The organism is Actinomadura craniellae (assembly GCF_003289645.1).
Classification (GTDB): Bacteria; Actinomycetota; Actinomycetes; order Streptosporangiales; family Streptosporangiaceae; genus Actinomadura_D; species Actinomadura_D craniellae.
This window is the reverse complement of the sequence record NZ_QLYX01000014.1, coordinates 190,543-210,534: the sequence shown is the minus strand read 5'-3', so window position 1 is coordinate 210,534 and position 19,992 is coordinate 190,543. Positions and strand designations below refer to the sequence as shown.

The window sequence follows — 19,992 nt, the reverse complement described above, 5'->3', positions numbered from 1 at the left end:
GTCATCCGTTCGCGGTTCGCGGGTCGAACCGGGCGCGCAACTGGTCCCCGAGCCGGGCGAAGCAGAGGACGACGAGGAGTAGCGCGAGGCCGGGGAACACGGCGAGCCACCATTTCCCGCTGAGGATGTGGGGCATGCCTTCGGACAGGAGGATGCCGATCGCGGGTGTCTGCGGGGAGAACCCGAAGCCGAGGAAGGTGAGCGCAGCCTCGTGCAGCACCACGTGCGGGAACATGAGCACGAAGCCGACGACCAGCTGGGGTGACGCGAGCGGCAGGATGTGCCGGGACGCGATGAACCAGGGGGATCTGCCGAGGCCGCGGGACACCTTGACGAAGTCGGCGTCCCGGAGCTGTTTTGTGTCGGCCCGGACGAGCAGCGCGAGCGCCATCCAGTGCGTGGTGGCCACGCCCAGCATGATGCCGGGGATCCCGCCCCCGACGGTGAAGGCGATCAGGATCATGAAGATGAGGTGCGGGATGCCGATGAACAGGTCGATCAGCCACGAGACGGCGTTGTCGAACCACCGGGCCGACAGGGCCGCGGCGATGCCGAGCACCGTGGAGATCGCGGTGCTGATCAGCGCGGTCGCCACTCCGATGGCGAGCGAGAGGGCGAGGCCCTTGACGACGCGGGTGAACATGTCGCGTCCGAGGTGGTCGGTGCCGAAGGGGTGGTCGAGGCCGGGCGGGAGCAGCCGGGATTCGATGCTGGAGGTCAGCGCCGAGTCGTCCAGGAGCACGCTTCCCGCGAGGATGGCGCCGACGAGCACGCCCGTGAGGACCAGTGATCGGATCAGCGCGGCGCGCCGGCGTGGTTTTACGGTGGCACTCATATCCGGTTCCTGACACGTGGGTCGATCGCCGCGTTGACGAGGTCGGCGATCAGGTTGCCCGCGAACACGAACGCGGAGCTGATCAGGACGATCCCCAGCAGCAGCGGGACGTCTCCGCCGAGCGCCGCGGCCGTCAGCGTCGATCCGAGCCCGGGGTAGGAGAAGACGGTCTCGGCCAGGACGGAGCCGCCGAACAGCTCCGCGAAGTAGGCGAACTGCAACGTGACCGCCGGGACGATCGAGTTGCGCAGGCCGTGGTTCCGGAAGAGCGAGATGCCCCGCTCGCCCCGGGCCCGGGCGAAGACGACGTAGTCGCTGCGCAGGACGTCGGTCATCTTCTCCCGGGTGTGCATGGCGACGTTCGCGACACCGATCAGTGAGAGCGTGGCCGCGGGAAGCACGAAATGGTGCAGGCGCTGCGCGAGGGTCACCTCGTCGGCGGGGACGCCGGCGGGGCCGGCGAGTCCCACGGGGAACCAGCCGAGCTGGACGGCGAACACCGCGAGGAAGATGATGCCCAGCCAGAAGGCCGGCGTGGAGGAGAGCGCGTAGCTGTAGCCGGTGATGATCCGGTCGGCGAGCCGGCCCCGGTGGAACGCGGCGAGCACGCCGAGGAGGTAGCCGAGGACACCGGACAGCACCCACGCCGCGCCCATGAGCGCGAACGACGCCCAGAACCGTTCCCCGATCACGGCGGCGACCGGCGCCTTGTAGAGCGTCGACGTCCCGAGGTCGCCCTGGAGCATCGCGTGCGCCCAGGCGGAGTACTGCTCGATCGGGGACTCGTCGAGCCCCCAGTATTCGCGCAGCCGGGCGAGCTGTTCGTCGGTGACGTTCGCGTCGGCGCCGATGTACGCCTGGATCGGGTCGACCGGGGAGTTGAGGACGAGGACGAAGGCCAGCACCGACACTCCGATCAGGAGCGTCGCGAACCGCAGGACGCGAATCGCGACGATCCGGAGGGGTCCGGTGCCGGCCTTCCGCGTCTTCAGCGGCTCCATTTCCAGTTCGCGATCGTGTTGAACAGCGCCCACTCGTGGCCGTGGGCGTGGATCGGCTGGTCGCCGAGGTCGAGACCGTTCCGGACGAGGTACATGTGGTTGATCCGCACCAGCCACACGATCGGGGCGTCGCCCTTCTCACCGGCGAACCCGGACGTACCGTCCCACTGCGCCAGCTTCCAGGACCTGTTGGCCTCCTCCGGCGTCTTCGCCGAGAGCGCCGCGGAGAGGTGCTTGTCCACGGTCGCGTTCGAGTACTGCGCCATGTTGTTGTAGCCGGTGTCGATCACCTTGGACGAGTACATCCCGTAGAGCTGGTGGGCGTGGTGGCGGCCACCGCCCCAGGTGACCGCGTTGGCCTTGCCGTCCAGGTAGATCCCGTCCCAGGTCGTCCCCTTGGCGGTGACGCCGATTCCCAGGGCGCGGGCCTGCTCGGCCACGACGAGGGCCAGGTCGCTGCGCAGCTTGTCGTCGGAGGGGTAGAGCAGCGTGAACTGCGCCTTGACGCCGCCCTTCTCGACGATCCCGTCGCCGTTGGAGTCCGCCCAGCCGGCCTGCTGGAGGAGCTGTTTGGCCTCGGCCGTCCGCCCGTCGGTGAAGGCCGCCGCCTGGTTGAACCACGGCAGGCCGTCGACCAGGGTGTAGGCGGGCCGTCCGTGGCCCTGCAGGACGAGTTCGGCGATCTTCTTCCGGTCCAGGCCGATGTTCAGGGCCTGGCGAACGGCCCGGTCGGAGGTGACGTCGTTGCCGACCTTGACGTCCTTGCCGAGGATCTGGCCGGAGCCGCCCGCCGGAAGCGTCGGCAGGCTGAGGCCGCGCGAGTCCACCGTCTCGAAGCTCTTCATCGTCATGCCGGGGATCTTCTGGTCCGCGAACGCCGGCGGCACGTAGGCGATGTCGACGGAGCCGGACCTGGCGGCGGCGAGGGCGGCGTCCTCGGCCAGGAACAGGAAGGTCAGCTTGGTGAACTTCACCGCGGTCCCGTACCAGTGCGGGTTGGGCTCCAGGATCAGCTGCTGCCCGTCCTGGAAGTTCCTGACCCGGTACGGGCCGGAGCCGATCGGGTTGCTGGAGTAGTCCTTCCCGTAGTGGGCCTTGGGCAGGATCGGGATCTCCGAGAGCTGGCCGACGAAGGTCGACTGGGGCGTGCTCAGGCGGAACTCGACGCGCGAGTCGTCAACGGCGACGATCTTGTCGACGAAGCTGAGGTCGAACCGGGTGCCGTCCTTCTTCAGCAACTCGTAGGTGAACACCACGTCCTGCGCCTGCACCGGTTCGCCGTTCGACCAGCGCGCGTTGTTCCGCAGGGTGAAGCTCCACGTCAGCGCGTCCTTGCTGACCGAGTACTGCGAGGCGAGGTCGCCGACGAAAGTCACGTTGGAGTCGATCGTCAGGAGCGAGCTGTGGATCGGCCGGATCTGGGCCGGCCGGGTGCCCCAGCCCTTGATCGGGTCGAATTCGCCGCCGGCGATGTCGCCCACGGCGATCACGAGTTCGGTCTTGCGGGCGCCTGCCCCCTCGGTTCCGCCGCCTCCCGCGACACAGCCGGTGGCCGTCAGCGTCAGCGCGACGGCCGTCGCGACCACCGCTCGGCTGAACCCGCCGGATCCCGGAAGTCGTCTTTTGGGCATAGCGATACATCACCTCTCGGTGGTCGTGACCGGGGAATCGCCGCAATCAGACAGCGCGGGGCAAGCGTAATGAAAACGATTATCAATCGCAAACTGCCCACCGGAGGCTGGTTCGCATCGGCCGGGTCGAACAGCCACCGCCACCGTGTCGGCGCCGGAAGTTCAGCCACAGCGGTTGAGCCGGGCTTCGACGGTTCGCTGGAGCGGCGGTGGTACCGGGTGCGTCCTGGGTGAACTCCCAGATCATCCGGCGGGCGTAGCCGTGGTGAAGCACGGCCTGAAGATCCAGCCCGCCACGGTTCTCACGGCCGGTTCAGGACGGCCGGGTCGACGAACTCGGGGTCCCTGGGGGACAGGTGGGGGCCTTGGGTCTGTTCCTCGGCGTGGAGGCGTTCGATCAGGGAGAAGAAGGCGGCCTCGGCGGGCCGGAGGGCGGCGATCACCCCGGTGAGGTCGAGGCGGCCGGTGAAGCGGGCTCCGGTCCGGTTGATGGCGAGGCAGGCCAGGCGGCCGTTCCACTCCGGCGGGCACAGGCTGCCGGACGTCTCCGCCCAGAAGAGCGCGTGGTCGTTGGCGTCGTGCGCGCTGTGCGGCCCGGCCGCGGCGAGCGCGAGCAGGGCCATGTGGACCGACCAGCGGTCGAATCCCCAGTGGAACAGGTACGCCTCCAGCGCGTCGTCCCGATGCCGGAGGATCACGGCGCCCCGGCCCTCGTCGACCTGTTCGGCGAACAGCGTCCGCACGGTCTTGTCCGCACGTTCGAGATGCCAGTCGCCCTCGGGGCTCTTCCCGTCCCAGAACCATCCGGTGTACATCTGTTCGGGGTTCTCGATCGCTTCGGCGACGTCCGGCACCGGCGTGTCGAGCCACTGCTCGAACCCCTTCCGCGCCATCGGAATCCGTGCGGCCACCATGAAGCTGTCGGACACTGCTCTGCCCCCTCGGGTCGGTTGCGGCCACCCTGCCACGCGCACCCGACAGGACTTCGCGGCCCGGCAACGGGCGTGACCACTCGCGCCGAAACGGCTCCGGCAGGGCCGTTCCGCCGACCGCGGTAGGGTGCGGCTGGCTCAAGTTGACAGGGGCGGGGTTCATGCGGCCTGCGGGTGTTGTTCTGGATGACGAGGAGCGGTTGCAGTGGGACTCGGAACCCCTCGTCAAGGTGGGGCCGCTGCAGTTCGGGATGAGCCATGACGAGGTGCTTGCGGCCTTGGGAGCCGACCATGCGACCGCGATGCTCACTGGTCGCCGGGCATGTTTCCATCTGCCGACCTCCTACGGGCAGGCCCTGACGACGTACTACAGGGGGGCGTCCGGGCGCCTGTCCTGCGTCGCGATCGGTGCGCTGCACGGCCCTCAGGTCATCCTCCACGGTCTCAGGTTGGTGGGAGAGGTGCCTTCCAGGCTGAATGATCGGTTCGTCGACTGCGTTCGGGCTCGGGGGTTGGCGGAACACGTCGGATGTTCTCAGTACGGAGATCTCGGAGCCGACGAGATCGGGCTCGTGCTGCGTGCGCAACGGGCGGGGGACATCCTCCTCAGCCGACCGGTCTTCGTGGGGCACGAGTGGGCTGACCGCGTATGTGACGCCTGGGAGGGGTCCATCCCAGAAGAGGAATGGCGCGTCTACTGCTGAGACGTCGTGCCCGGGTCGGCTTCCAGAGCTGAAATACCGGGGCTACCTTCGGCGGGCTTCGAGGGCGTCCAGGATCAGGTCCAGGCCGTAGCCGAACTCGCCGGTGTGGTCGTAGCCCGGCTGCAGGGCGTGGTCGACGATCAGCTCGGTGAGGTAGGGCAGCTCGTCCGCCGGGAGGTGTTCGAGGATGTCGGCGGCCACGTCCTTGACCTCGTCCGGTGCCGTTATCGGCAGGTTCGCCTCGTAGAGGACGAATCCACTGATGTAGCTGTCGATGAGGGAGATGGCGTGTGCGGCCATCGGCAGGGTGAATCCCGCGTTCCGGAGGACGCCGAGGACGGCGTCGTGGTGGCGCAGCGTCGTCAGGCCGGGGTTGCGGCGGGAGTCCATGAGGCTGAGGGCCCAGCTGTGCTGCGACAGGACCGCGCGTGCGGAGGAGGCGCGCGCGCGGATCGCGTCGCGCCAGTCGTCGTGCCCGGCGCCGGGCAGTTCGATGGCCGCGAACACGGTGTCGACCACGCCGTCGAGGATCGCGTCCTTGTTCGGGACGTGGTGGTAGAGCGACATCGCCTCCACGCCCAGTTCCTGCGCCACCCGCCGCATCGTGATCGCTTCCACGCCGCCGCGGTCCGCGACCCGGATCGCGGCTTCCAGCACGAGATCCCTGCTGAGCGGGTGCGGTGGTCGTGGCATGGACGGCTCCGGGTGTGAGCGGGTTGACAATCTTACGAGCGTAAGTCAATCTTACGGGCGTAAGTTGCCTTACTGGTGTAAGTCCGTCCGGGCCGGCATCAGCCAGGGCGCTGCGGACGTCCACCCCACGCCGGGCGAGAGAAGGAGATCCCGATGCCGATGCCGAGATGGTGGGGGCACATCAACAAGAGGGTGTTCAACCCCCTCTCGATCGCGGGCGGGAAGCGGCCGGTGCTGGTCCACGTCGGTCGCGTTTCCGGAGCGACGTACCGCACGCCGCTCGACGCGCATCCCGTCGACGGCGGTTACCTGTTCATCCTGGTGTACGGATCGCGCTCGGACTGGGTGCAGAACATCCTGGCGGCCGACGGCGCGCGGCTCCGGGTCGACGGGAAGGAGATGGAACTCGCCGCCCCCCGCCTCGTCGGGAAGGACGAGGCGTTCCAGGCCCTCTCCGACGAAGTGGCACGCCCACCGAGGCTGCTCCGCATCACCGAGTTCCTCCGGATGGACCTGGCCACGGGCTGACGACCGGGAGCGGGAAGCGGAACCGTGCCCCCGGCGTCAGGTTGCTGACTCCCGGTGGGGAGGCGGGGCTCGTCCACTGGCCCACCGGGTGGTGATAACGGAGAGAATGGGGGTCGATACTCACGGCGACCGGCCGGATCGAAGGAGTTCTGGTGGCGAACCTCGCGGACTCGATCGAGTCGATGGAACAGCTCACCGTGGTCTGGCGGGCCATGGTGCTCGACCGGGATCCGGGCGCGGATGTGCGGGACCTGCCGGGCATCGCCGTTCGCTGGGCCGACTGCCGGTTCGCGTTCTGGAACTGCGTCACGTTGACCGAGGTCGGCGCGGACGCGGGGCTCGTCGGGCGCCGGCTGGTCCAGGCGGCGGACATCATGCGCTCGAAGCGGCATCCGGGCTTCCTGTGGATCTTCGAGGACCTCCTTGGGGAGGAGGCCCGCGCGGCGCTGGAGGCGGCGGCCGAGCAGGCGGGTCTCGAGTACGCCTTCCCCGGCACCGGCATGGCCGGGGACCTGCTGCCCGTCCCCGAGCCGGCCCACCCCGACCTGACGTTCGTGCGCGTGACCACTGACGAGCACCTGCGCACCTACGCGGACCTCAACTCGCGCGCCTACGGGTTCCCGCTGGAGGACGGCCGCGACGGGCTCGCCGGTTCCAGGCTGTGGAAGGGCCGGGTGCACGCCTACCTGGGCATGCGGGGCGACGTCCCGGTGGCGTGTGCCGCGACGGTGGAGGCGGAGGGCCGCCTCTTCGTCATCCTCGTCGCCACGGACCCGGACTGGCAGCGCAGGGGCTACGGCGAGGCGGTGACGCGGAAGGCGCTGTACGAGGGCGCCCGGGCCACCGGGCTGACCCGTGCCACGTTGCACGCGACCGTCGCCGGGGCGCCCGTGTACCCGCGGATCGGCTTCGAGGCGAACTCGCCGATGCGCTTCTACGGCTTGACGGGCTGATCACCGGCGTCATCGCCGGGGGTCCGGCGGTCGGTGCGGTGGATGCGCCGGTGCACCTTGCGGGCGGTGCCGTACCAGGCGGGGACCTCGCGTTCGTCGTCGAACCAGCGGGCGACGACGATGTCGGTGGAGGAGTGGGCCAGGATCGAGACGGCGATGGTGACGGCGACCAGGTGGAAGATCTCGTCCGAGGCGGGGATGGCGGCGTTCAGGACGAGCAGCCCGTAGACGACCGAGGCGAACCCCTTGGGGCCGAACCACATCGCGGCGGCCTGTTCGCGGGTGCCGAGCCCGGAGCGCAGGAACGAGATCCAGATCGCGATCGGCCGGGCGGCGACCAGGGCGAGGACGGCGAAGACCCAGCCGTTCCAGCCGATGTCGCCGAGCAGGGCGGGCGAGATGAGTGCGCCGAACACCAGCAGCGCGGCGAGCTTGAGGATTTCGGCGATGAGCTCGCCGAAGTGCTCGAAGGACTCGCGTTGCCGCTCGCCGCAGGTGGCCACGGTGATGCCGGCGGCGAACGCGGCCAGGAACAGGTTGCCGTGCGTGGCCTTGCCCAGGGCCAGCACCAGCAGGCCGATCGCGACCGCGTTCAGCGCCTCGTACTGGGCGGAGACGGCGAACAGGCGGGTGCGCTCCAGCCGCAGCGCGGCCCACGGCACCACGATCCCGATGGCGATCCCGAGCGCCAGTTCCAGCCCCAGTTCGGTCACGTGCAGGTCGTCGGACCCGGCGGCGATCGCCAGGAACACCACGACGAAGGGCAGGGCCAGCCCGTCGTTGACCCCGGACTCGACGTTGAGCAGGTGCCGCAGCCGGGGCGGGACCCGGTCGTTGCCGACCAGGGCGGCGGCGAACACCGGGTCGGTGGGGGCCAGGATCGCGCCGATGAGCAGCGCCTCGGGCCAGGGCAGCCCGGCCACGTAGTGGGCCAGCAGCGCGGTGATCGCCAGGGTGAGCGGCAACCCCCAGCCCAGGGCGCGGCCGGGCAGCCGCCACGCGCTGCGCAGGTCGGCCCAGCCGACCCGCATGCCGTCGGTGAACAGCACGGCGAACAGGGCGAGTTCGGCCAGCGTCGCCACGACCGGGTCGTCGGGCCGCAGTGGCACCAGGCCGGTCACCCCGTCGCCGATCACGAACCCGGCGGCCAGGAACAGCACGGCGGTCGACAGGATCGTGCGGTGGGCGAGGCTGGACAGCAGGACCGCCAGCAGCAGGACGGCGGCGAACACCAGCAGCAGCGTCGTCATGTGCGCAGTGGCCCCTCTCGTCGGCGCAATGCGAAGAACATGCCGACCAGACTTCCCGGCGCACCAACCGCAGACCCTAGCCCGTCACCCGTTGTTCTGGCCACCCGGTTTCGGCCGGTCTGTACCGGGCCGCCCTTGACGTCCCGCCCTCGCGGAATATCATCCCGATATGGGAATTGATTCTGATTGTGGAATGACTTCGCTGGACGGGCTGGTGCCCGCCGCGGCGCTGTTCCACTCCCTGGCCGACCCGGTACGGCTGTCGATCGTGCAGCGGCTGGCGTGCGGGGAGGCGCGGGTAGTGGACCTGACGCGCGAGCTGGGGCTGGCGCAGTCCACGGTGTCCAAGCACCTGGGATGCCTGCGCGGCTGCAAGCTGGTGGACTTCCGGGCCGAGGGGCGCCAGTCGTTCTACTTCATCGCCGCCCCCGAACTGCTGGACCTGCTGCGCTCGGCCGAACGGTTGCTGGCCGCCACCGATCGCGCGGTCGCGCTGTGCCCGACCTACGGCACGGCCGCGCGGCAGGCCACGACCTCGCCCGGACCGGAGGGATGACCCTATGACCGAGGTCGTGCTCGGCCCCTCCCCGCGGCGCCGCGGCGTCCTGGCCCGGCGGGTGCGGTGGCTGGTGGCCGCCACCATCGCCTACAACCTCGTCGAGGCGGTCGTGGCGATCACCGCCGGAACCCTGGCGTCCTCCGGGGCGCTGGTGGCGTTCGGGCTGGACTCGATCATCGAGGTGGCCTCCGCGGCCGCGGTCGCCTGGCAGTTCTCCGCCCGCGATCCGGAGATGATCGAACGCCGCGAGCGCACGGCGCTGCGGATCATCGCGATCTCGTTCTTCGCGCTCGCCGCCTACGTCACCCTCGACGCCCTGCGGGCGCTGGCCGGCGGCGGGGAGGCCGAGCACTCCACACCGGGGCTGGTCCTGGCCGCGCTGTCGCTGGCGATCATGCCGGGTCTGTCCTACGCCCAGCGCCGCGCCGGCCGGGAACTCGGCTCCGCCAGCGCGGTCGCCGACTCCAAGCAGACCCTGCTGTGCACCTACCTGTCGGCGGTGCTCCTGATCGGCCTGGCCCTCAACAGCCTGCTCGGCTGGGCCTGGGCCGACCCCATCGCGGCCCTGGTCATCGCCACCGTGGCCGGCTACGAGGGCCGCAACGCCTGGCGTGGAGACGCCTGCTGCGCGCCGCTCGCCCCCACCGCCCGCGGGACGTCCGGTCCCGGCTGCGACTGCTGCTCCTGAGACCTGTCCCAGGCGCGGTTCGAGCGCCCGGCCATGGGGTCACTCCGCAGGGCGGGACGCACTGCCTGCGGGTGCCGGGGACGCGCCGTCCGGGTGGGGGGAGACGTTCATGAGGCCCGTGACCGTGAGGGTGAGGGCGCGGCCGAGCCGGTCGGCGAAGTCGATCCGGGAGTGGGCCAGCGCGGGGTCCTTGACGGCCTCCGCGACGGACGGGGAGGGGTTGGCGAACGGCCAGAGCCCGGCCGTCAGCACGATCGAGAGGGCCACCAGTTCCCGGGCCGCGGGCTCCGTCAGCGCCGGGACGCGTTCCCGCACCAGCTCCGCCAGCCTGATCTGCAGCTCGTGGTGGGCGAGCTTGAAACCGCGCACGGCCTCCGTCGAGATGTTGCGTTCGAGTTCGGTTCCGAGCGAGCTCCACAGCTCGCACAGCAGCGGGCGGCGGGCTGCCGACCGGGCCCACGCGTCCATCACGGACGCGGGGGAGGCCCGGCCGGCGGGGGGCAGCTCGTCGGGGAGCTCGTCCAGCCACTCGTCCAGCGCCTGGTTGAGCAGCGCGAAGAAGACCGCTTCCCGCGTCTCGAAGTAGCGGACGACGTTCGTCTTCGACAGCCCGACCCGCCGGCTGAGTTCCCGCAGGCTGATGTCGCTCACGGGCATCTCGCCCAGGAGTTCCGCCGCCGCCGCGAGGATGGCGCGCCGGCGGGCCGCGCGCTGCGCCGTGGTGCGCGCGCGCTGGAAATCAACCTGCTGACCGCTGGTCATGACCGCCACTTCGAGGAGTTCCCGCGACCCGTGTTCCGGGCAACCCTACGCCGCCGGGCAGGTGCGGGATCCTGCCGTCACGCGTCGAAGGCGATTGATTCGCTCACCGTCCGCCACCTGGCGTCCGACGCGGCGAGATCCGCCGCCGCGGCCTGCGCCGTGGCCACCGCGTCACTGCCGAGCAGCAGCCGGACGGGCGGGTCCGGGACCTGGGTGATGTCCAGGATGACCTGGGCCACCCGGGCCGGGTCGCCCGGCTGGGTGCCGTTCGCCCGCTCCATCCGCGCCACCGTCGGCTCGATGACCGGCTTGTAGGGGTCGCTGATGGGCGGTGTGCTCATCGAGGAACCGGCCCAGTCCGTGCGCATGCCGCCCGGCTCGGCGACCGTGACCTTGATCCCGAAGGACGCCACCTCCTTGGCGAGCACTTCCGAGAACCCGCCCACCGCCCACTTGGCCGACTGGTAGGCGCCCAGGCCGGGGCCGCCCACGCGCCCTCCGACGGAGGAGATCTGGATGATGTGGCCGGACTTCTGCTCGCGCAGGACCGGAAGGGCGGCCCGGGTGACGTTGACCACCCCGTAGAAGTTCGCGTCGATCTGGTCGCGGAACACCTTTTCCGGCATGTCCTCGATCGAGGCCACGTCCGCGTAACCGGCGTTGTTCACCACGACGTCCAGGTGCCCGAACGCCTCGACCGCCGTGCGGACGGCCGCGCGCGCCGCGGCGGGGTCGGTGACGTCCAGCGCGACGGTGCGGACCCGGTCCCCGTACGCGGCGGCGAGGTCGTCGAGCCGGTCGGTGTTCCGGGAGGCGGCCACCAGCCGGTCGCCCGCCTCCAGCACGGCTTCGGCGAGCCGGCGTCCCAGTCCGCCGGACGTTCCCGTGATCAGCCAGGTCTTGCTCATGATGGAACCTCTTTCGTCGTGTCCGGCCGGAACCGCGCGCCGCGGGACGGGAAACCGCCGGCGGCGCGGCGCGCTCCGGTGATGGAGGTGTTTTTCAGCGCGGCAGGGTGTTGAGGGCGCCGTAACGCCCGCCCTGGACCTGGGCGGGGTCGAAGAGCCCGGCCAGGTACGCCACGTCGTCGGCGCTGAGCGGCACCGAGGTGGCCCGGAAGTTCTCCCGGACGTACTCCATGCGCTTGGCGCCGGGGATCGGCACGATGTCGTGCGGCTGGGCCAGCAGCCAGGCGAGGGCCAGTTGGCCCGGAGTGCACCGCCTGGTGGTGGCGAACTCGGCGAGCGCGTCGACCAGCCGCCTGTTGTGCTCGAAGTTCTCGCCCTGGAACTTGGGCAGGGTGGAGCGGAAGTCCTCGATGCCGAACGTGGCGCCGCGTCCGAAACCGCCGGCCAGCATGCCTCGCCCCAGCGGGCTGTACGGCACGAGCGTGATGCCCAGCCGGCGGCATTCCGGCAGGATCTCGGCCTCCACCCCGCGTTCCCACAGCGAGTACTCGCTCTGCAGCGCCGAGATCGGGTGGATCGCGGCGGCCCGGCGCAGGATCTCCGGGCCGACCTCGCTCAGCCCGAGCGCCCGGACCTTGCCCGCCGCGACGAGTTCGGCCATGGCCCCGACGGTGTCCTCGATGGGGACGGCCGGGTCCAGCCGGTGGTAGTAGTACAGGTCGATCCGGTCCGTGCCGAGCCGCCGCAGGCTGGCCTCGCAGGCGGCCTTCACGTACTCGGGGCGCCCGTCGAAGACGCTCCTGCCCTCCGGCGTGGGGCGCGCGGAGAACTTGGTCCCCACGACGACCCGCTCGCGCAGGCCTGCCAGCGCGCGCCCGAGCAGGCCCTCGTTGTGGCCGAATCCCGGCACGGGACGGCCCGGTGCCGCGCTGCCCGCCCCGTAGTAGTCCGAGGTGTCGAAGAAGTCCACCCCCAGTTCGACGGCGCTCCGGATGGTGGCGATCGACGTCTCGGGGTCCGCCGTGCCGTAGAACTGCGACATCCCCATGAGCCCCAGCCCGATCGGGCGCACCGTCAGGTCGGAGTGCCCGAGCCGCACGCGTGCCGTGCCTTCGTTCATCTCAGCCCCCTTCGTTCCGCTGCGGCCGTTAAAAGGCCACTGGAACTTTACGGCTTCACGATAACAGGCCATTGGCCTCTTATCAAGTTTCCGCAGGTGGCGGCCATTCTGGAGGGGGTCGCGGTGGTTCCGGGCGCGGTCAGCCCGCCACCCGTTTCCACCCCTTGGCCGACCCTGCTCTACAGTGCGTGAAAAGGAGGGGATGGAAGTGAAAGACGTCGCCGCGGTGATCCAGATCGTCGTGCTGGCCGGACTCTTCTACGTGGGGATCCGGGCCCTGCTGCGCGCCGAACGCAGGGAGCGCGCCCGCGAACGGCGCATCGAACGGGGCGACTCCGGCCCCGCCTCGTCGGCGTGAACGGGCCGGCCGGCCGACCCGTGGTCAGGGAGCGCCGCCGGCCGTGACCCGCCCGCGTCCGGCCGGGTCGGTGCCGGGTGCGGCCGGTTCCCTGCCAGGCCGTCGTGCTTCGCGGACCCACCGGTGGGTCAGGGCGATCACGATCAGCGCGGTGGTGGTCCCGGCGATGACCAGGGCGAGCCCGCCGGCGGCCCGCTGGTCGTCCAGGGGCGCGGCACCCCAGGCCCGGCCGAGGGCGTTGTACCAGCCGGCGGCGAGCACGCCCTCGGACGTCATGAGGCCGATCCCGAAGAAGGCGTGGCAGGGCAGGACGGCCAGCACCGGCAGGAACCGTGCCCCCGGCCGCAGCCGGTGCGGGCCGGAGCCGACGGTGGTCCACAGGTAGAGGAGCCCCGCGAGGACGAAGCAGGCCATGGCGAGCGAGTGCAGGGCGTGGTCGCGCAGGGAGGCCTCGAACAGCGGGGTGCGGTAGAAGCCGTACAGGCTGGTGACGAACAGGGTCGAGGCCAGCAGCGGGTGGGACAGCACCCACAGCGCCCGGCTGTGCAGCACGGCGAGCAGGATCTGGCGGGGGGTCCGTCCCGCCCGTGCCGGCTCGGCCCGCAGCGCGCGCAGCGCGAGCGTGCGGGGGGCGCCCAGCAGCAGCATCGCCGGGGCGAGCATGCTCAACGCCAGGTGCTGCACGACATGCACGCTGAACAGGACCATGCTGTAACGCGCCGGCCCGCCACAGGTCGCGACCAGGACGACGGCCAGGCCGGCGAACCAGGCCAGGGTGCGCGGCAGCGGCCAGGCGGTCCCGCGGCGGCGCAGCCGCAGCACCCCCGCCAGGTACAGGGCCCCACCGGCCAGGACCACGGCCAGGAACGGCGGGTCGAACCACCAGCCCAGCGCGTAGGCGCGCAGGTCGGGCGGCCCGGGCAGCGGGAATCCCAGCATCATCTCCGGGGTGCTGGCCGGCGGCGCCTCCTGGACGGGGGCGGCGGTGCGGGACAAACCGACGGCCACCGCCATGGTCACCGCCATCACGACGATCTCGACCGCGGCGACGCGCGCGAAGACCATGGCGCGCCGCGACGTGCGCAGCGCGGGGATGCTCGACCTCCGGTGCCACCAGCCCAGCGCGGCCAGGGCCGCCAGCGCGAGGGTCTTCACCGCGACGAGCGCCCCGTAACGGGAGGTGAGGTCGAAGCCGCCCAGCCTGGTCCACGCGCTGATCAGCCCGCTGGCCGCGACCGCAGCCCAGCACACCAGGGCCAGCCCGCTGTACCGGGAGACGACGTCGGCCAGGTGGTCGGTCACGTCCCGGTACATCAGGGTCAGCGCCACCAGGCCGCCGACCCAGACGGCCGCACCGATCACGTGCACGGCCATGCCGTAGACGGCCAGCGAGTGGCTGCCCGACGATGCCGCGTGCCCGGTGAAGACCGGCGGCACCAGCCCGGCCAGCGCCGCGACCAGGAGGTATCCCGCACCATCGACCGTCCGGGGCAGCCGCGCACCGGCCGAGACGGCGACGGCGATCACCGCCACCGCCAGCAGCGCGCGGCCCAGCGTCAGGTCGGTGAGGAACCCGACCAGCAACGACCCCTTCAGGACGTCGGTCACCGGCACCCCGGCCAGGTCCGAGATGGTCAGCACCGCGGTGCCCAGCGCGGCCAGGGCCCAGGCGGCGGCGCCCAGCGAGGCCGCGCGCAGGCACCGGCGGGCGGGCGCGGACAGCGTGCCGCCCTCCCCGGCGGGCAGGAACACCACCGCCAGCAGCAGCCAGCCGACAGTGATCGTCCCCGCCGCGTTCGTGAGGAACTCGGCGACCGGCAGCCCGCCTTCGGTCAGCGGCCCCGCCTGCGACAGCGTCGGGACCTCCGCCACCGGCGGCGCACCCCAGCGCAGCGCCGCGGCCAGCGCGACGAGCGCCGCGGGGAACGCGGCGCAGGCCAGCCACAGCGGCCGCGGCGACCAGGACCGGTGGTGCGGCGCCTCAGCGGTCACGGCGGGCCACCGGATCGTGGCCGGGAGCGGTTCCGTCCCGGCGGAGAAGACTGCCGTGCGTCAACATCGACCTCCCGGTCCTGGAACGGCGAGCGTCACCGGGACGCGGCGCACCCGCCTCACCTGCGGTACGGGGGTGGGTGGGCGGGAGGTTCAGCGCGGGCCGGCCGGTCGCGGGATGCCGGATGTGGCCAGGCCGTGCGGCCGGTCGCCGGCGGCGGGGGCGCGGGGTTACGGTCGGGAGGGTTGCCTAGGGGTGTGGAGGCGGGCGTGGATCCGTTGCTGATGACGTCGGGGACGGCGCTGGTGGCGGCGATGGCCACCGACGGATGGCAGGGCGCGCGGGCGGGGGCGGTCAAGCTGTGGCGGCGGGTGTATCCCGACCGCGCGGAGGCGGTCGAGGCCGAACTCGAAGAGGTCCGCGGCGAGGTCCTGGCCGCCCGCAGGGACGGCGACGAGGACGCGGAGCAGGAACTCGTGGCCGACTGGCGGCGCCGGCTGGCGCGCCTGGTGGCCGCGGACCCCGCCGTGGGCGCCGAGATCCAGCAGGTGCTGGACCAGGTGTGGAAACCGCTGCTGCCGGCGAATGAACAGCCCGGAACGCAGAACGTCTCGATGAATGCGACGGCGAAAGACCGCGGGCGCGTCTACATGGCCGGGCGCGACCAGACCATCAACGAGAAGTAAACCTCGCCCGCCCGGCGGGCGACCATGCCTGATCTGGCCGGGCCGTCGTCACCGGCGCGAAATTCTGGTATATCTCGCGAGGGATTGTCGGCGGTTTTTCGCGACGGCCGGCGGCCATTCGGGGATTTCGTATTTCGGTCGGCCCTTTTCGAATGGCCGGCTCGATCAAGGGGGTCGATGACGTTGTTCGCGCTTGTGGCCGCCGACGCCGATGGGGTGATCCGTTCCTGGGACGCGGGGGCCGAGCGGCTGTTCGGCCATCCGGCGGGAGACGCCGTGGGCAGCACGCTGGACATCCTCGTCCCGGACACCCATCGGGAGCAGCACTGGAACGGGTACCGGGCGCTGATGGCCGAAGGCACGGGAGCCGAACTCGACCGTGGCGCCGTGCTCGTCCCCGTCCTGCACCATGACGGTTCGGTGCGTACCTGCGCGGTCCAGCTGATCCTGCTGCGCGACCCGTGGAGCCGCCCCGTCGGCGCCATGGCCGTCTTCACGTCGGCGCAGCCGGACGAGGAGGGCCTGCCCGAACTGCCCGCGCTGTGACGCCTGGTCTCACCGGCCGTACGAGTCCAGGCTCGTCCACTTCCCCAGGGTGTCGTAGAGCTCTTCGATGACCGTTTCGATCCGCTCGGTGTAGGCGCTGCGCGGCTGCTCCAGGTCGGCCTCCGCGGGCGGCGGCGGGAAAAGGTCGCCGGCCGGGGTGAGGCCGGGCCGCTCCTCGATGCCGGCCGCCCGCCGGTAGGGCGCGAAGAAGGCCCGGATCCACTCGACCCCCTCGGCCCACCGCCGCGGGTCCCGCCGGTGGATCAGGGCGAGACCGTCGCCGGCGCGCGCGAGGGTCTCCCGGTGCAGTTCGCGGGTGTAGGCGTTCGCCGACTGCTTCTCCGTCTCCTGCCAGACGTGGTAGGTGTACGCGAGCATGACCGCCCGCCCGTAGGCTTCGGCGGCGGCGCGGTGATCGCCCCGGGCGAGCCGGACGTCGCCGTGCAGCCGGACGGCCCGGCACATCAGGTCGCGGTCGATCACCTCCATGTCCACGTCCTGTTCGGCGATGGCGTCCAGTTCGCGTAGCAGCCCGGCGGAGCGGTCGAGGTCGCCCAGCTCGCACCACATGTCGGCCCGTTCGAAGATCAGCCACGGCTCGTGCCAGGCGTGCTCGGAGTAGCCCGCGGCGACATGCCGCCGCACCGACTCCCGCGCCTGGGCGTACCGGTCGTCCGCCTTCTCGGGGTCGCCTCCCGGCCGGCGGAACCGGTAGGCCTGGGCGAGGAAGAGCAGGGTGAGGACGTTCAGCGCGTGGCCGGTCCTGTCGTCGGCCCGGGGCGGGCGCCGGTGCAGGCCGGCCCCGTGCCGGATGGCCCGGAGGGCGCCGGCGACCTCGTCCCAGCGTTCGGGGTCCGCCTGGTCCTGCTGCCAGCCCCGCGGGTAGTTGAGGTAGAAGCGGACGAGGACGGCCAGCCGCTCCTCGTCCGCCCCGGTCCGGTCGCCGACGACCTCGTCGAAGACCCGGAGCAGCTCGTCGCACAGTTCGAAGCGGACGTAGCATCCCCACCACCAGAACGCCTCCAGGAAGACCTTGGTGATGCCGAGCGCCGTCCGCCGGTCCAGGGAGGCGCCCTGTCCCCGGACGGCGTGGTAGACCCATTCGCGCAGCAGCCGCCGGTACTCGGGGAGCTCGAACCGGGACCACGCGCAGTAGGCGGTGCTCTCCTCCCACTCGTCGAAGTCCGGCGAGAAGTCCTCGACCCTGGCGTGGTAGATGGCCTCCAGATGCAGGTGCAGTTCGCGGAGCCGCGCGGGGGCGAGCTCGCCGCGGCGCTGCTCCCGGACGGCCTCGTGCAGCCGGAGGCCCTCCTCCTCGTCGTCGTCGTACCCGCCGATGAAGCTGTGCTGCTCTTCGAGCCAGCCCAGCAGCTCGCCCGCCTGCGCCTCGCCGAACCCGTACTTGCCGAGGACCGTGGCGAGCAGTGGCGCGTCGATGTTGTTCATCACGGCCAGGTAGTCGAAGAGCGGCAGCTCCGCCTCGGTCCGGCCCAGGACGAGCTCGCACCTGTGGGTCACCATCTGCCGCGCGACCAGGCAGATCCGCTGGATGAGCGGCGCGCCCACCGCCGTCGCCCGCAGGTCGCCGAGGACGTCGGTCAGCGTCCGCTCTCCCCGGCCGAGCAGGGCCGAGCAGATCAGGGCGACGGCCTGGGGGCTGCCCTCGGTGTGCCGGGAGATCCGGCCGCACAGCTCGTCGTTCATGACGCCTTCGCCCAGGTACAGCCGGAAGTATTCGCTGATCTCCGGGGTGGTGAGGTTCCGCGGCCGGTAGGTGATCGCCCCGGGCCACGCCGGCGCGGTGCCGGGGCGCCGGCTGATGACGGCGAGGCAGTGCACCTGGCGGGTCAGGATGTCCAGCAGCCAGGTGCGGCAGGCGGGGTCCGTCACCCGGTGCAGGTTGTCGGCGAGGACGACGAGCCGTCGATCGTCCGCGGCCGTCAGCTCCGCCAGGAGGGTGGCGATCTGGGTGCCGAAGCCCTGCAGCTTCTCGCGGACCCGGTCGGCGTACCAGTGGCTCACCCGCTCGTCCAGGACGGGCGGGGCCGCGACCGCCGGCGCGTGCGGCAGCAGGGCGTCCTTGACGTCCAGGTCCGGGCGGTGCGGCGGGGGCTCGTCCAGCAGGCTCTCGACTTCGAGCCGGGTGACGCGTATCTGGTTGACCAGCGCGGCCTGCTGCGGCTCCGCGTCGGCCAGGTCGTCGGCGGCGCGCTGGACGGTCTCGTAACAGAACTCGGCCCTGGCCAGCTCGACCACCAGCGGGTCGTCCGACGAGGAGCGGCGGCGGTCGTAGGCCAGCGCGCCCCATTCGGCGGAGATGAACACGACGCTCGTACCGGGGCCGGCGAACGTCTCGCCCATGACCTGGAGCAACGAGCTCTTGCCGGTTCCGGGCCTGGCGACGATGTCCCACAGCGCCGCCCGCCCAGCCTCGTGGTCGGCTCTGGTCCAGCCGAGCAGGGCGCGCCGCCCCACCAGGTGCTTGCCCGCCGCGGTGCCCGGCACGGCCGGGGAGAGCCCCCAGCCGTGCCCGGCGAGCCGGATGATCGCGTGCACCGAGGGGTCGCGGTCCGCCGTCGGGCCGCTGCCGGGCTCGGCGCGGGCGTCGTACTCGTCGGCCAGCTCCTGGACCAGGTCGCAGACGGACGCCGGGGAACGGCCGGGAGAGGTGAGGTACTCGACCGCCCGCCGCAGCGCCTCGGGCAGCCCGTCGCACAGCCACGCCAGCCGCTGCAGATGCGGCCGGGGAGCGGTGTTCGTGCTCCCGCGGACCAGCGCCCGGTCCAGGAACTCCACGGCCTCGTGCTCCGGCAGCCCCCCGACGGGAACGGTCGACGCGCCCCGTACCCGTTCCACGGCGGGACACGCCGTCACGAGCAGGCGGTGCGGGCTTCCGGCGGCCAGCGTCTCCAGCAGGTCGGCATCGGCCTCGGTGACGTCGTCCACCACGAGCAGTACCCGCTCGCCCTGCTCGGCCAGCTCGGCCAGTTCCGTCCGGTACCTGATCTGGAGATCGTGCGGCGAACCGCTCGCCGGAGGGCGGCCGAGCGCGTCCAGCAGCACCGGGAGCAGCCTTTCCGCCCGTACCCGGTCGGTGTTCCCGTGCGGTGCGGGCAGGCCGACGTACACCACGCGGTACCAGCCGCGCCGGGCCGCCGTGGCCGCCACCTGGACGGCCAGCGCGGTCATGCCGGTGCCCGGCCGCCGGGCCGACAACTGCACCGGTCCAGTCACGGCGGAGTCCGGGTCGAGCATGTGCAACAGATGATCGGTTTCGGCCTGGCGGCCGATGAATTCCGGGTTCAGGTCGCGGGCCGAAAGCGGCCTGACCCGGAAAGCGGCCTGACCGGACGCGTCCCCGTAGTTGTAGGTCACGCCCCCGTAGTCATGGATCGTCTGGTCGCGGGCGGCCTGGTAGGTGCGGCCGTGCTCCGAAGCCTGGGCGTCCATTCGGATGTCGGAGCCCACCGCATCGGTCGTGCTGCCGGGCCTTTCCGGCAGGGAGTTCAGTTTCCGGGCGAGTTCCGGATTCCGTTGGGCGGCTTCGACGATGGCGTCCGCGACCCGCCGTATGGTCTGCTCGCGTACGGCGCCGGCCTGCGCCTGCTCTTCCAGCGATGTCAGCGTGTCGTCATCGCTCAACTCCGCGTGTACGAAATCGGACAGAATTGCGAAGTCGGCGCCGAAATCCTGAAGGGATTCGGCGTCCACGTCACCGTGGGCCAGGCGGGCCCTGAGCGCCAGATAATCGGCTATCGCACCGGCTGCCGAAACTACCCCCGCCATCCCTACCTCCGGCTGTTCGGCTGAAGTCAATCCCCATAGGAGTCATATCATCCGACCGG

At 71.4% G+C, this 19,992-nt stretch carries 19 protein-coding genes; 8 read left to right on the top strand and 11 right to left on the bottom strand.

The annotated features are described in order from the left end of the window. Position 1: 1 nt before the first annotated feature. The 5 genes from DPM19_RS26670 to DPM19_RS26645 all read right to left on the bottom strand — a co-directional run bounded on the left by DPM19_RS26670 (position 2) and on the right by DPM19_RS26645 (position 5,796). Entirely contained in the window at positions 2-835 is an 834-nt protein-coding gene (locus DPM19_RS26670) for an ABC transporter permease (protein ID WP_111870781.1), read from the bottom strand. After that, on the bottom strand, positions 832-1,836 hold the full coding sequence (locus DPM19_RS26665; RefSeq protein ID WP_111870780.1) for an ABC transporter permease: 1,005 nt from the start codon (positions 1,834-1,836) through the stop codon (positions 832-834). Before DPM19_RS26665 ends, DPM19_RS26670 begins: the two co-directional genes overlap by 4 nt. Further along, complete coding sequence (locus tag DPM19_RS26660) at positions 1,824-3,467, bottom strand: ABC transporter substrate-binding protein (RefSeq protein WP_146779001.1); 1,644 nt, start codon at positions 3,465-3,467, stop codon at positions 1,824-1,826. Before DPM19_RS26660 ends, DPM19_RS26665 begins: the two co-directional genes overlap by 13 nt. 302 nt (positions 3,468-3,769) lie before the next feature. Further along, positions 3,770-4,360, bottom strand: a complete 591-nt coding sequence (locus DPM19_RS26655) for a hypothetical protein (protein WP_146779000.1) — start codon at positions 4,358-4,360, stop codon at positions 3,770-3,772. Between the two features lie 785 nt (positions 4,361-5,145). Further along, entirely contained in the window at positions 5,146-5,796 is a 651-nt protein-coding gene (locus DPM19_RS26645; protein WP_111870777.1) for a TetR/AcrR family transcriptional regulator C-terminal domain-containing protein, read from the bottom strand. A gap of 153 nt (positions 5,797-5,949) precedes the next feature. Between DPM19_RS26645 and DPM19_RS26640 the strand changes: the two genes are divergently transcribed. Together DPM19_RS26640 and DPM19_RS26635 are read left to right on the top strand one after the other, a co-directional pair. Next, on the top strand, positions 5,950-6,324 hold the full coding sequence (locus DPM19_RS26640) for a nitroreductase family deazaflavin-dependent oxidoreductase (protein WP_111870776.1): 375 nt from the start codon (positions 5,950-5,952) through the stop codon (positions 6,322-6,324). Positions 6,325-6,476: 152 nt separating this feature from the next. Continuing rightward, positions 6,477-7,277 (top strand): GNAT family N-acetyltransferase, encoded by an 801-nt coding sequence (locus DPM19_RS26635; protein ID WP_233510767.1) that lies wholly within the window; start codon positions 6,477-6,479, stop codon positions 7,275-7,277. Here DPM19_RS26635 and DPM19_RS26630 read toward each other — a convergent pair. Further along, the gene (locus tag DPM19_RS26630; protein ID WP_111870775.1) at positions 7,259-8,527 is read right to left on the bottom strand and encodes a cation:proton antiporter; all 1,269 of its coding nucleotides are present in this window, start codon (positions 8,525-8,527) and stop codon (positions 7,259-7,261) included. The two genes, DPM19_RS26635 and DPM19_RS26630, sit on opposite strands and share 19 nt — an antisense overlap. Positions 8,528-8,720: 193 nt before the next feature. Here DPM19_RS26630 and DPM19_RS26625 point away from each other — a divergent pair, with 193 nt between their 5' ends. Both DPM19_RS26625 and DPM19_RS26620 read left to right on the top strand, forming a co-directional pair. Continuing rightward, positions 8,721-9,083, top strand: coding sequence for an ArsR/SmtB family transcription factor (locus tag DPM19_RS26625; protein WP_111870774.1), 363 nt, complete (start codon positions 8,721-8,723; stop codon positions 9,081-9,083). 4 nt (positions 9,084-9,087) lie between these two features. Then, a complete protein-coding gene (locus tag DPM19_RS26620) occupies positions 9,088-9,774 on the top strand; it encodes a cation diffusion facilitator family transporter (RefSeq protein WP_111870773.1) in 687 nt (228 codons plus the stop codon). A 39-nt stretch (positions 9,775-9,813) separates the two neighbouring features. Here the strand turns inward: DPM19_RS26620 and DPM19_RS26615 are convergent, their stop codons facing one another. The 3 genes from DPM19_RS26615 to DPM19_RS26605 all read right to left on the bottom strand — a co-directional run bounded on the left by DPM19_RS26615 (position 9,814) and on the right by DPM19_RS26605 (position 12,564). Further along, positions 9,814-10,536, bottom strand: coding sequence for a TetR family transcriptional regulator (locus tag DPM19_RS26615; RefSeq protein ID WP_111870811.1), 723 nt, complete (start codon positions 10,534-10,536; stop codon positions 9,814-9,816). A gap of 77 nt (positions 10,537-10,613) precedes the next feature. After that, positions 10,614-11,444 carry an SDR family NAD(P)-dependent oxidoreductase gene (locus tag DPM19_RS26610; protein WP_111870772.1) on the bottom strand — a complete coding sequence of 277 codons (831 nt, stop codon included), beginning with the start codon at positions 11,442-11,444 and terminating at the stop codon, positions 10,614-10,616. Positions 11,445-11,538: 94 nt separating this feature from the next. Continuing rightward, entirely contained in the window at positions 11,539-12,564 is a 1,026-nt protein-coding gene (locus tag DPM19_RS26605; RefSeq protein ID WP_111870771.1) for an aldo/keto reductase, read from the bottom strand. A 202-nt stretch (positions 12,565-12,766) separates the two neighbouring features. Between DPM19_RS26605 and DPM19_RS35435 the strand changes: the two genes are divergently transcribed. Next, positions 12,767-12,922: a hypothetical protein gene (locus tag DPM19_RS35435; RefSeq protein WP_158566902.1), complete on the top strand. Its 156-nt coding sequence runs from the start codon at positions 12,767-12,769 to the stop codon at positions 12,920-12,922. A 24-nt stretch (positions 12,923-12,946) separates the two neighbouring features. Here the strand turns inward: DPM19_RS35435 and DPM19_RS26600 are convergent, their stop codons facing one another. Further along, on the bottom strand, positions 12,947-14,914 hold the full coding sequence (locus DPM19_RS26600; protein ID WP_111870770.1) for a bifunctional copper resistance protein CopD/cytochrome c oxidase assembly protein: 1,968 nt from the start codon (positions 14,912-14,914) through the stop codon (positions 12,947-12,949). Positions 14,915-15,184: 270 nt separating this feature from the next. Between DPM19_RS26600 and DPM19_RS26595 the strand changes: the two genes are divergently transcribed. Both DPM19_RS26595 and DPM19_RS26590 read left to right on the top strand, forming a co-directional pair. Continuing rightward, entirely contained in the window at positions 15,185-15,601 is a 417-nt protein-coding gene (locus DPM19_RS26595) for a hypothetical protein (protein ID WP_146778999.1), read from the top strand. Between the two features lie 177 nt (positions 15,602-15,778). Continuing rightward, the gene (locus tag DPM19_RS26590) at positions 15,779-16,147 is read left to right on the top strand and encodes a PAS domain-containing protein (RefSeq protein WP_158566901.1); all 369 of its coding nucleotides are present in this window, start codon (positions 15,779-15,781) and stop codon (positions 16,145-16,147) included. Between the two features lie 9 nt (positions 16,148-16,156). Here DPM19_RS26590 and DPM19_RS26585 read toward each other — a convergent pair whose 3' ends face one another. Continuing rightward, positions 16,157-19,597: a hypothetical protein gene (locus DPM19_RS26585; RefSeq protein ID WP_146778998.1), complete on the bottom strand. Its 3,441-nt coding sequence runs from the start codon at positions 19,595-19,597 to the stop codon at positions 16,157-16,159. On the opposite strand from DPM19_RS26585, the gene DPM19_RS34950 reads away from it, so the two are divergent. Beyond that, positions 19,574-19,957: a hypothetical protein gene (locus DPM19_RS34950; protein ID WP_146778997.1), complete on the top strand. Its 384-nt coding sequence runs from the start codon at positions 19,574-19,576 to the stop codon at positions 19,955-19,957. The two genes, DPM19_RS26585 and DPM19_RS34950, sit on opposite strands and share 24 nt — an antisense overlap. Positions 19,958-19,992 lie beyond the last annotated feature (35 nt).

What these genes read in the sequence shown, in the direction of transcription:
- DPM19_RS26610 (WP_111870772.1), bottom strand. Translation starts at nt 11,444, where the DNA reads ATGAGCAAGACCTGGCTGATCACGGGAACGTCCGGCGGACTGGGACGC.
- DPM19_RS35435 (WP_158566902.1), top strand. Translation starts at nt 12,767, where the DNA reads ATGGAAGTGAAAGACGTCGCCGCGGTGATCCAGATCGTCGTGCTGGCC.
- DPM19_RS26615 (WP_111870811.1), bottom strand. Translation starts at nt 10,536, where the DNA reads ATGACCAGCGGTCAGCAGGTTGATTTCCAGCGCGCGCGCACCACGGCG.
- DPM19_RS26605 (WP_111870771.1), bottom strand. Translation starts at nt 12,564, where the DNA reads ATGAACGAAGGCACGGCACGCGTGCGGCTCGGGCACTCCGACCTGACG.
- DPM19_RS26625 (WP_111870774.1), top strand. Translation starts at nt 8,721, where the DNA reads ATGACTTCGCTGGACGGGCTGGTGCCCGCCGCGGCGCTGTTCCACTCC.
- DPM19_RS26645 (WP_111870777.1), bottom strand. Translation starts at nt 5,796, where the DNA reads ATGCCACGACCACCGCACCCGCTCAGCAGGGATCTCGTGCTGGAAGCC.
- DPM19_RS26590 (WP_158566901.1), top strand. Translation starts at nt 15,779, where the DNA reads ATGACGTTGTTCGCGCTTGTGGCCGCCGACGCCGATGGGGTGATCCGT.
- DPM19_RS26660 (WP_146779001.1), bottom strand. Translation starts at nt 3,467, where the DNA reads ATGCCCAAAAGACGACTTCCGGGATCCGGCGGGTTCAGCCGAGCGGTG.
- DPM19_RS26655 (WP_146779000.1), bottom strand. Translation starts at nt 4,360, where the DNA reads ATGGCGCGGAAGGGGTTCGAGCAGTGGCTCGACACGCCGGTGCCGGAC.
- DPM19_RS26665 (WP_111870780.1), bottom strand. Translation starts at nt 1,836, where the DNA reads ATGGAGCCGCTGAAGACGCGGAAGGCCGGCACCGGACCCCTCCGGATC.
- DPM19_RS26640 (WP_111870776.1), top strand. Translation starts at nt 5,950, where the DNA reads ATGCCGATGCCGAGATGGTGGGGGCACATCAACAAGAGGGTGTTCAAC.
- DPM19_RS26585 (WP_146778998.1), bottom strand. Translation starts at nt 19,597, where the DNA reads ATGGACGCCCAGGCTTCGGAGCACGGCCGCACCTACCAGGCCGCCCGC.
- DPM19_RS26670 (WP_111870781.1), bottom strand. Translation starts at nt 835, where the DNA reads ATGAGTGCCACCGTAAAACCACGCCGGCGCGCCGCGCTGATCCGATCA.
- DPM19_RS26630 (WP_111870775.1), bottom strand. Translation starts at nt 8,527, where the DNA reads ATGACGACGCTGCTGCTGGTGTTCGCCGCCGTCCTGCTGCTGGCGGTC.
- DPM19_RS26620 (WP_111870773.1), top strand. Translation starts at nt 9,088, where the DNA reads ATGACCGAGGTCGTGCTCGGCCCCTCCCCGCGGCGCCGCGGCGTCCTG.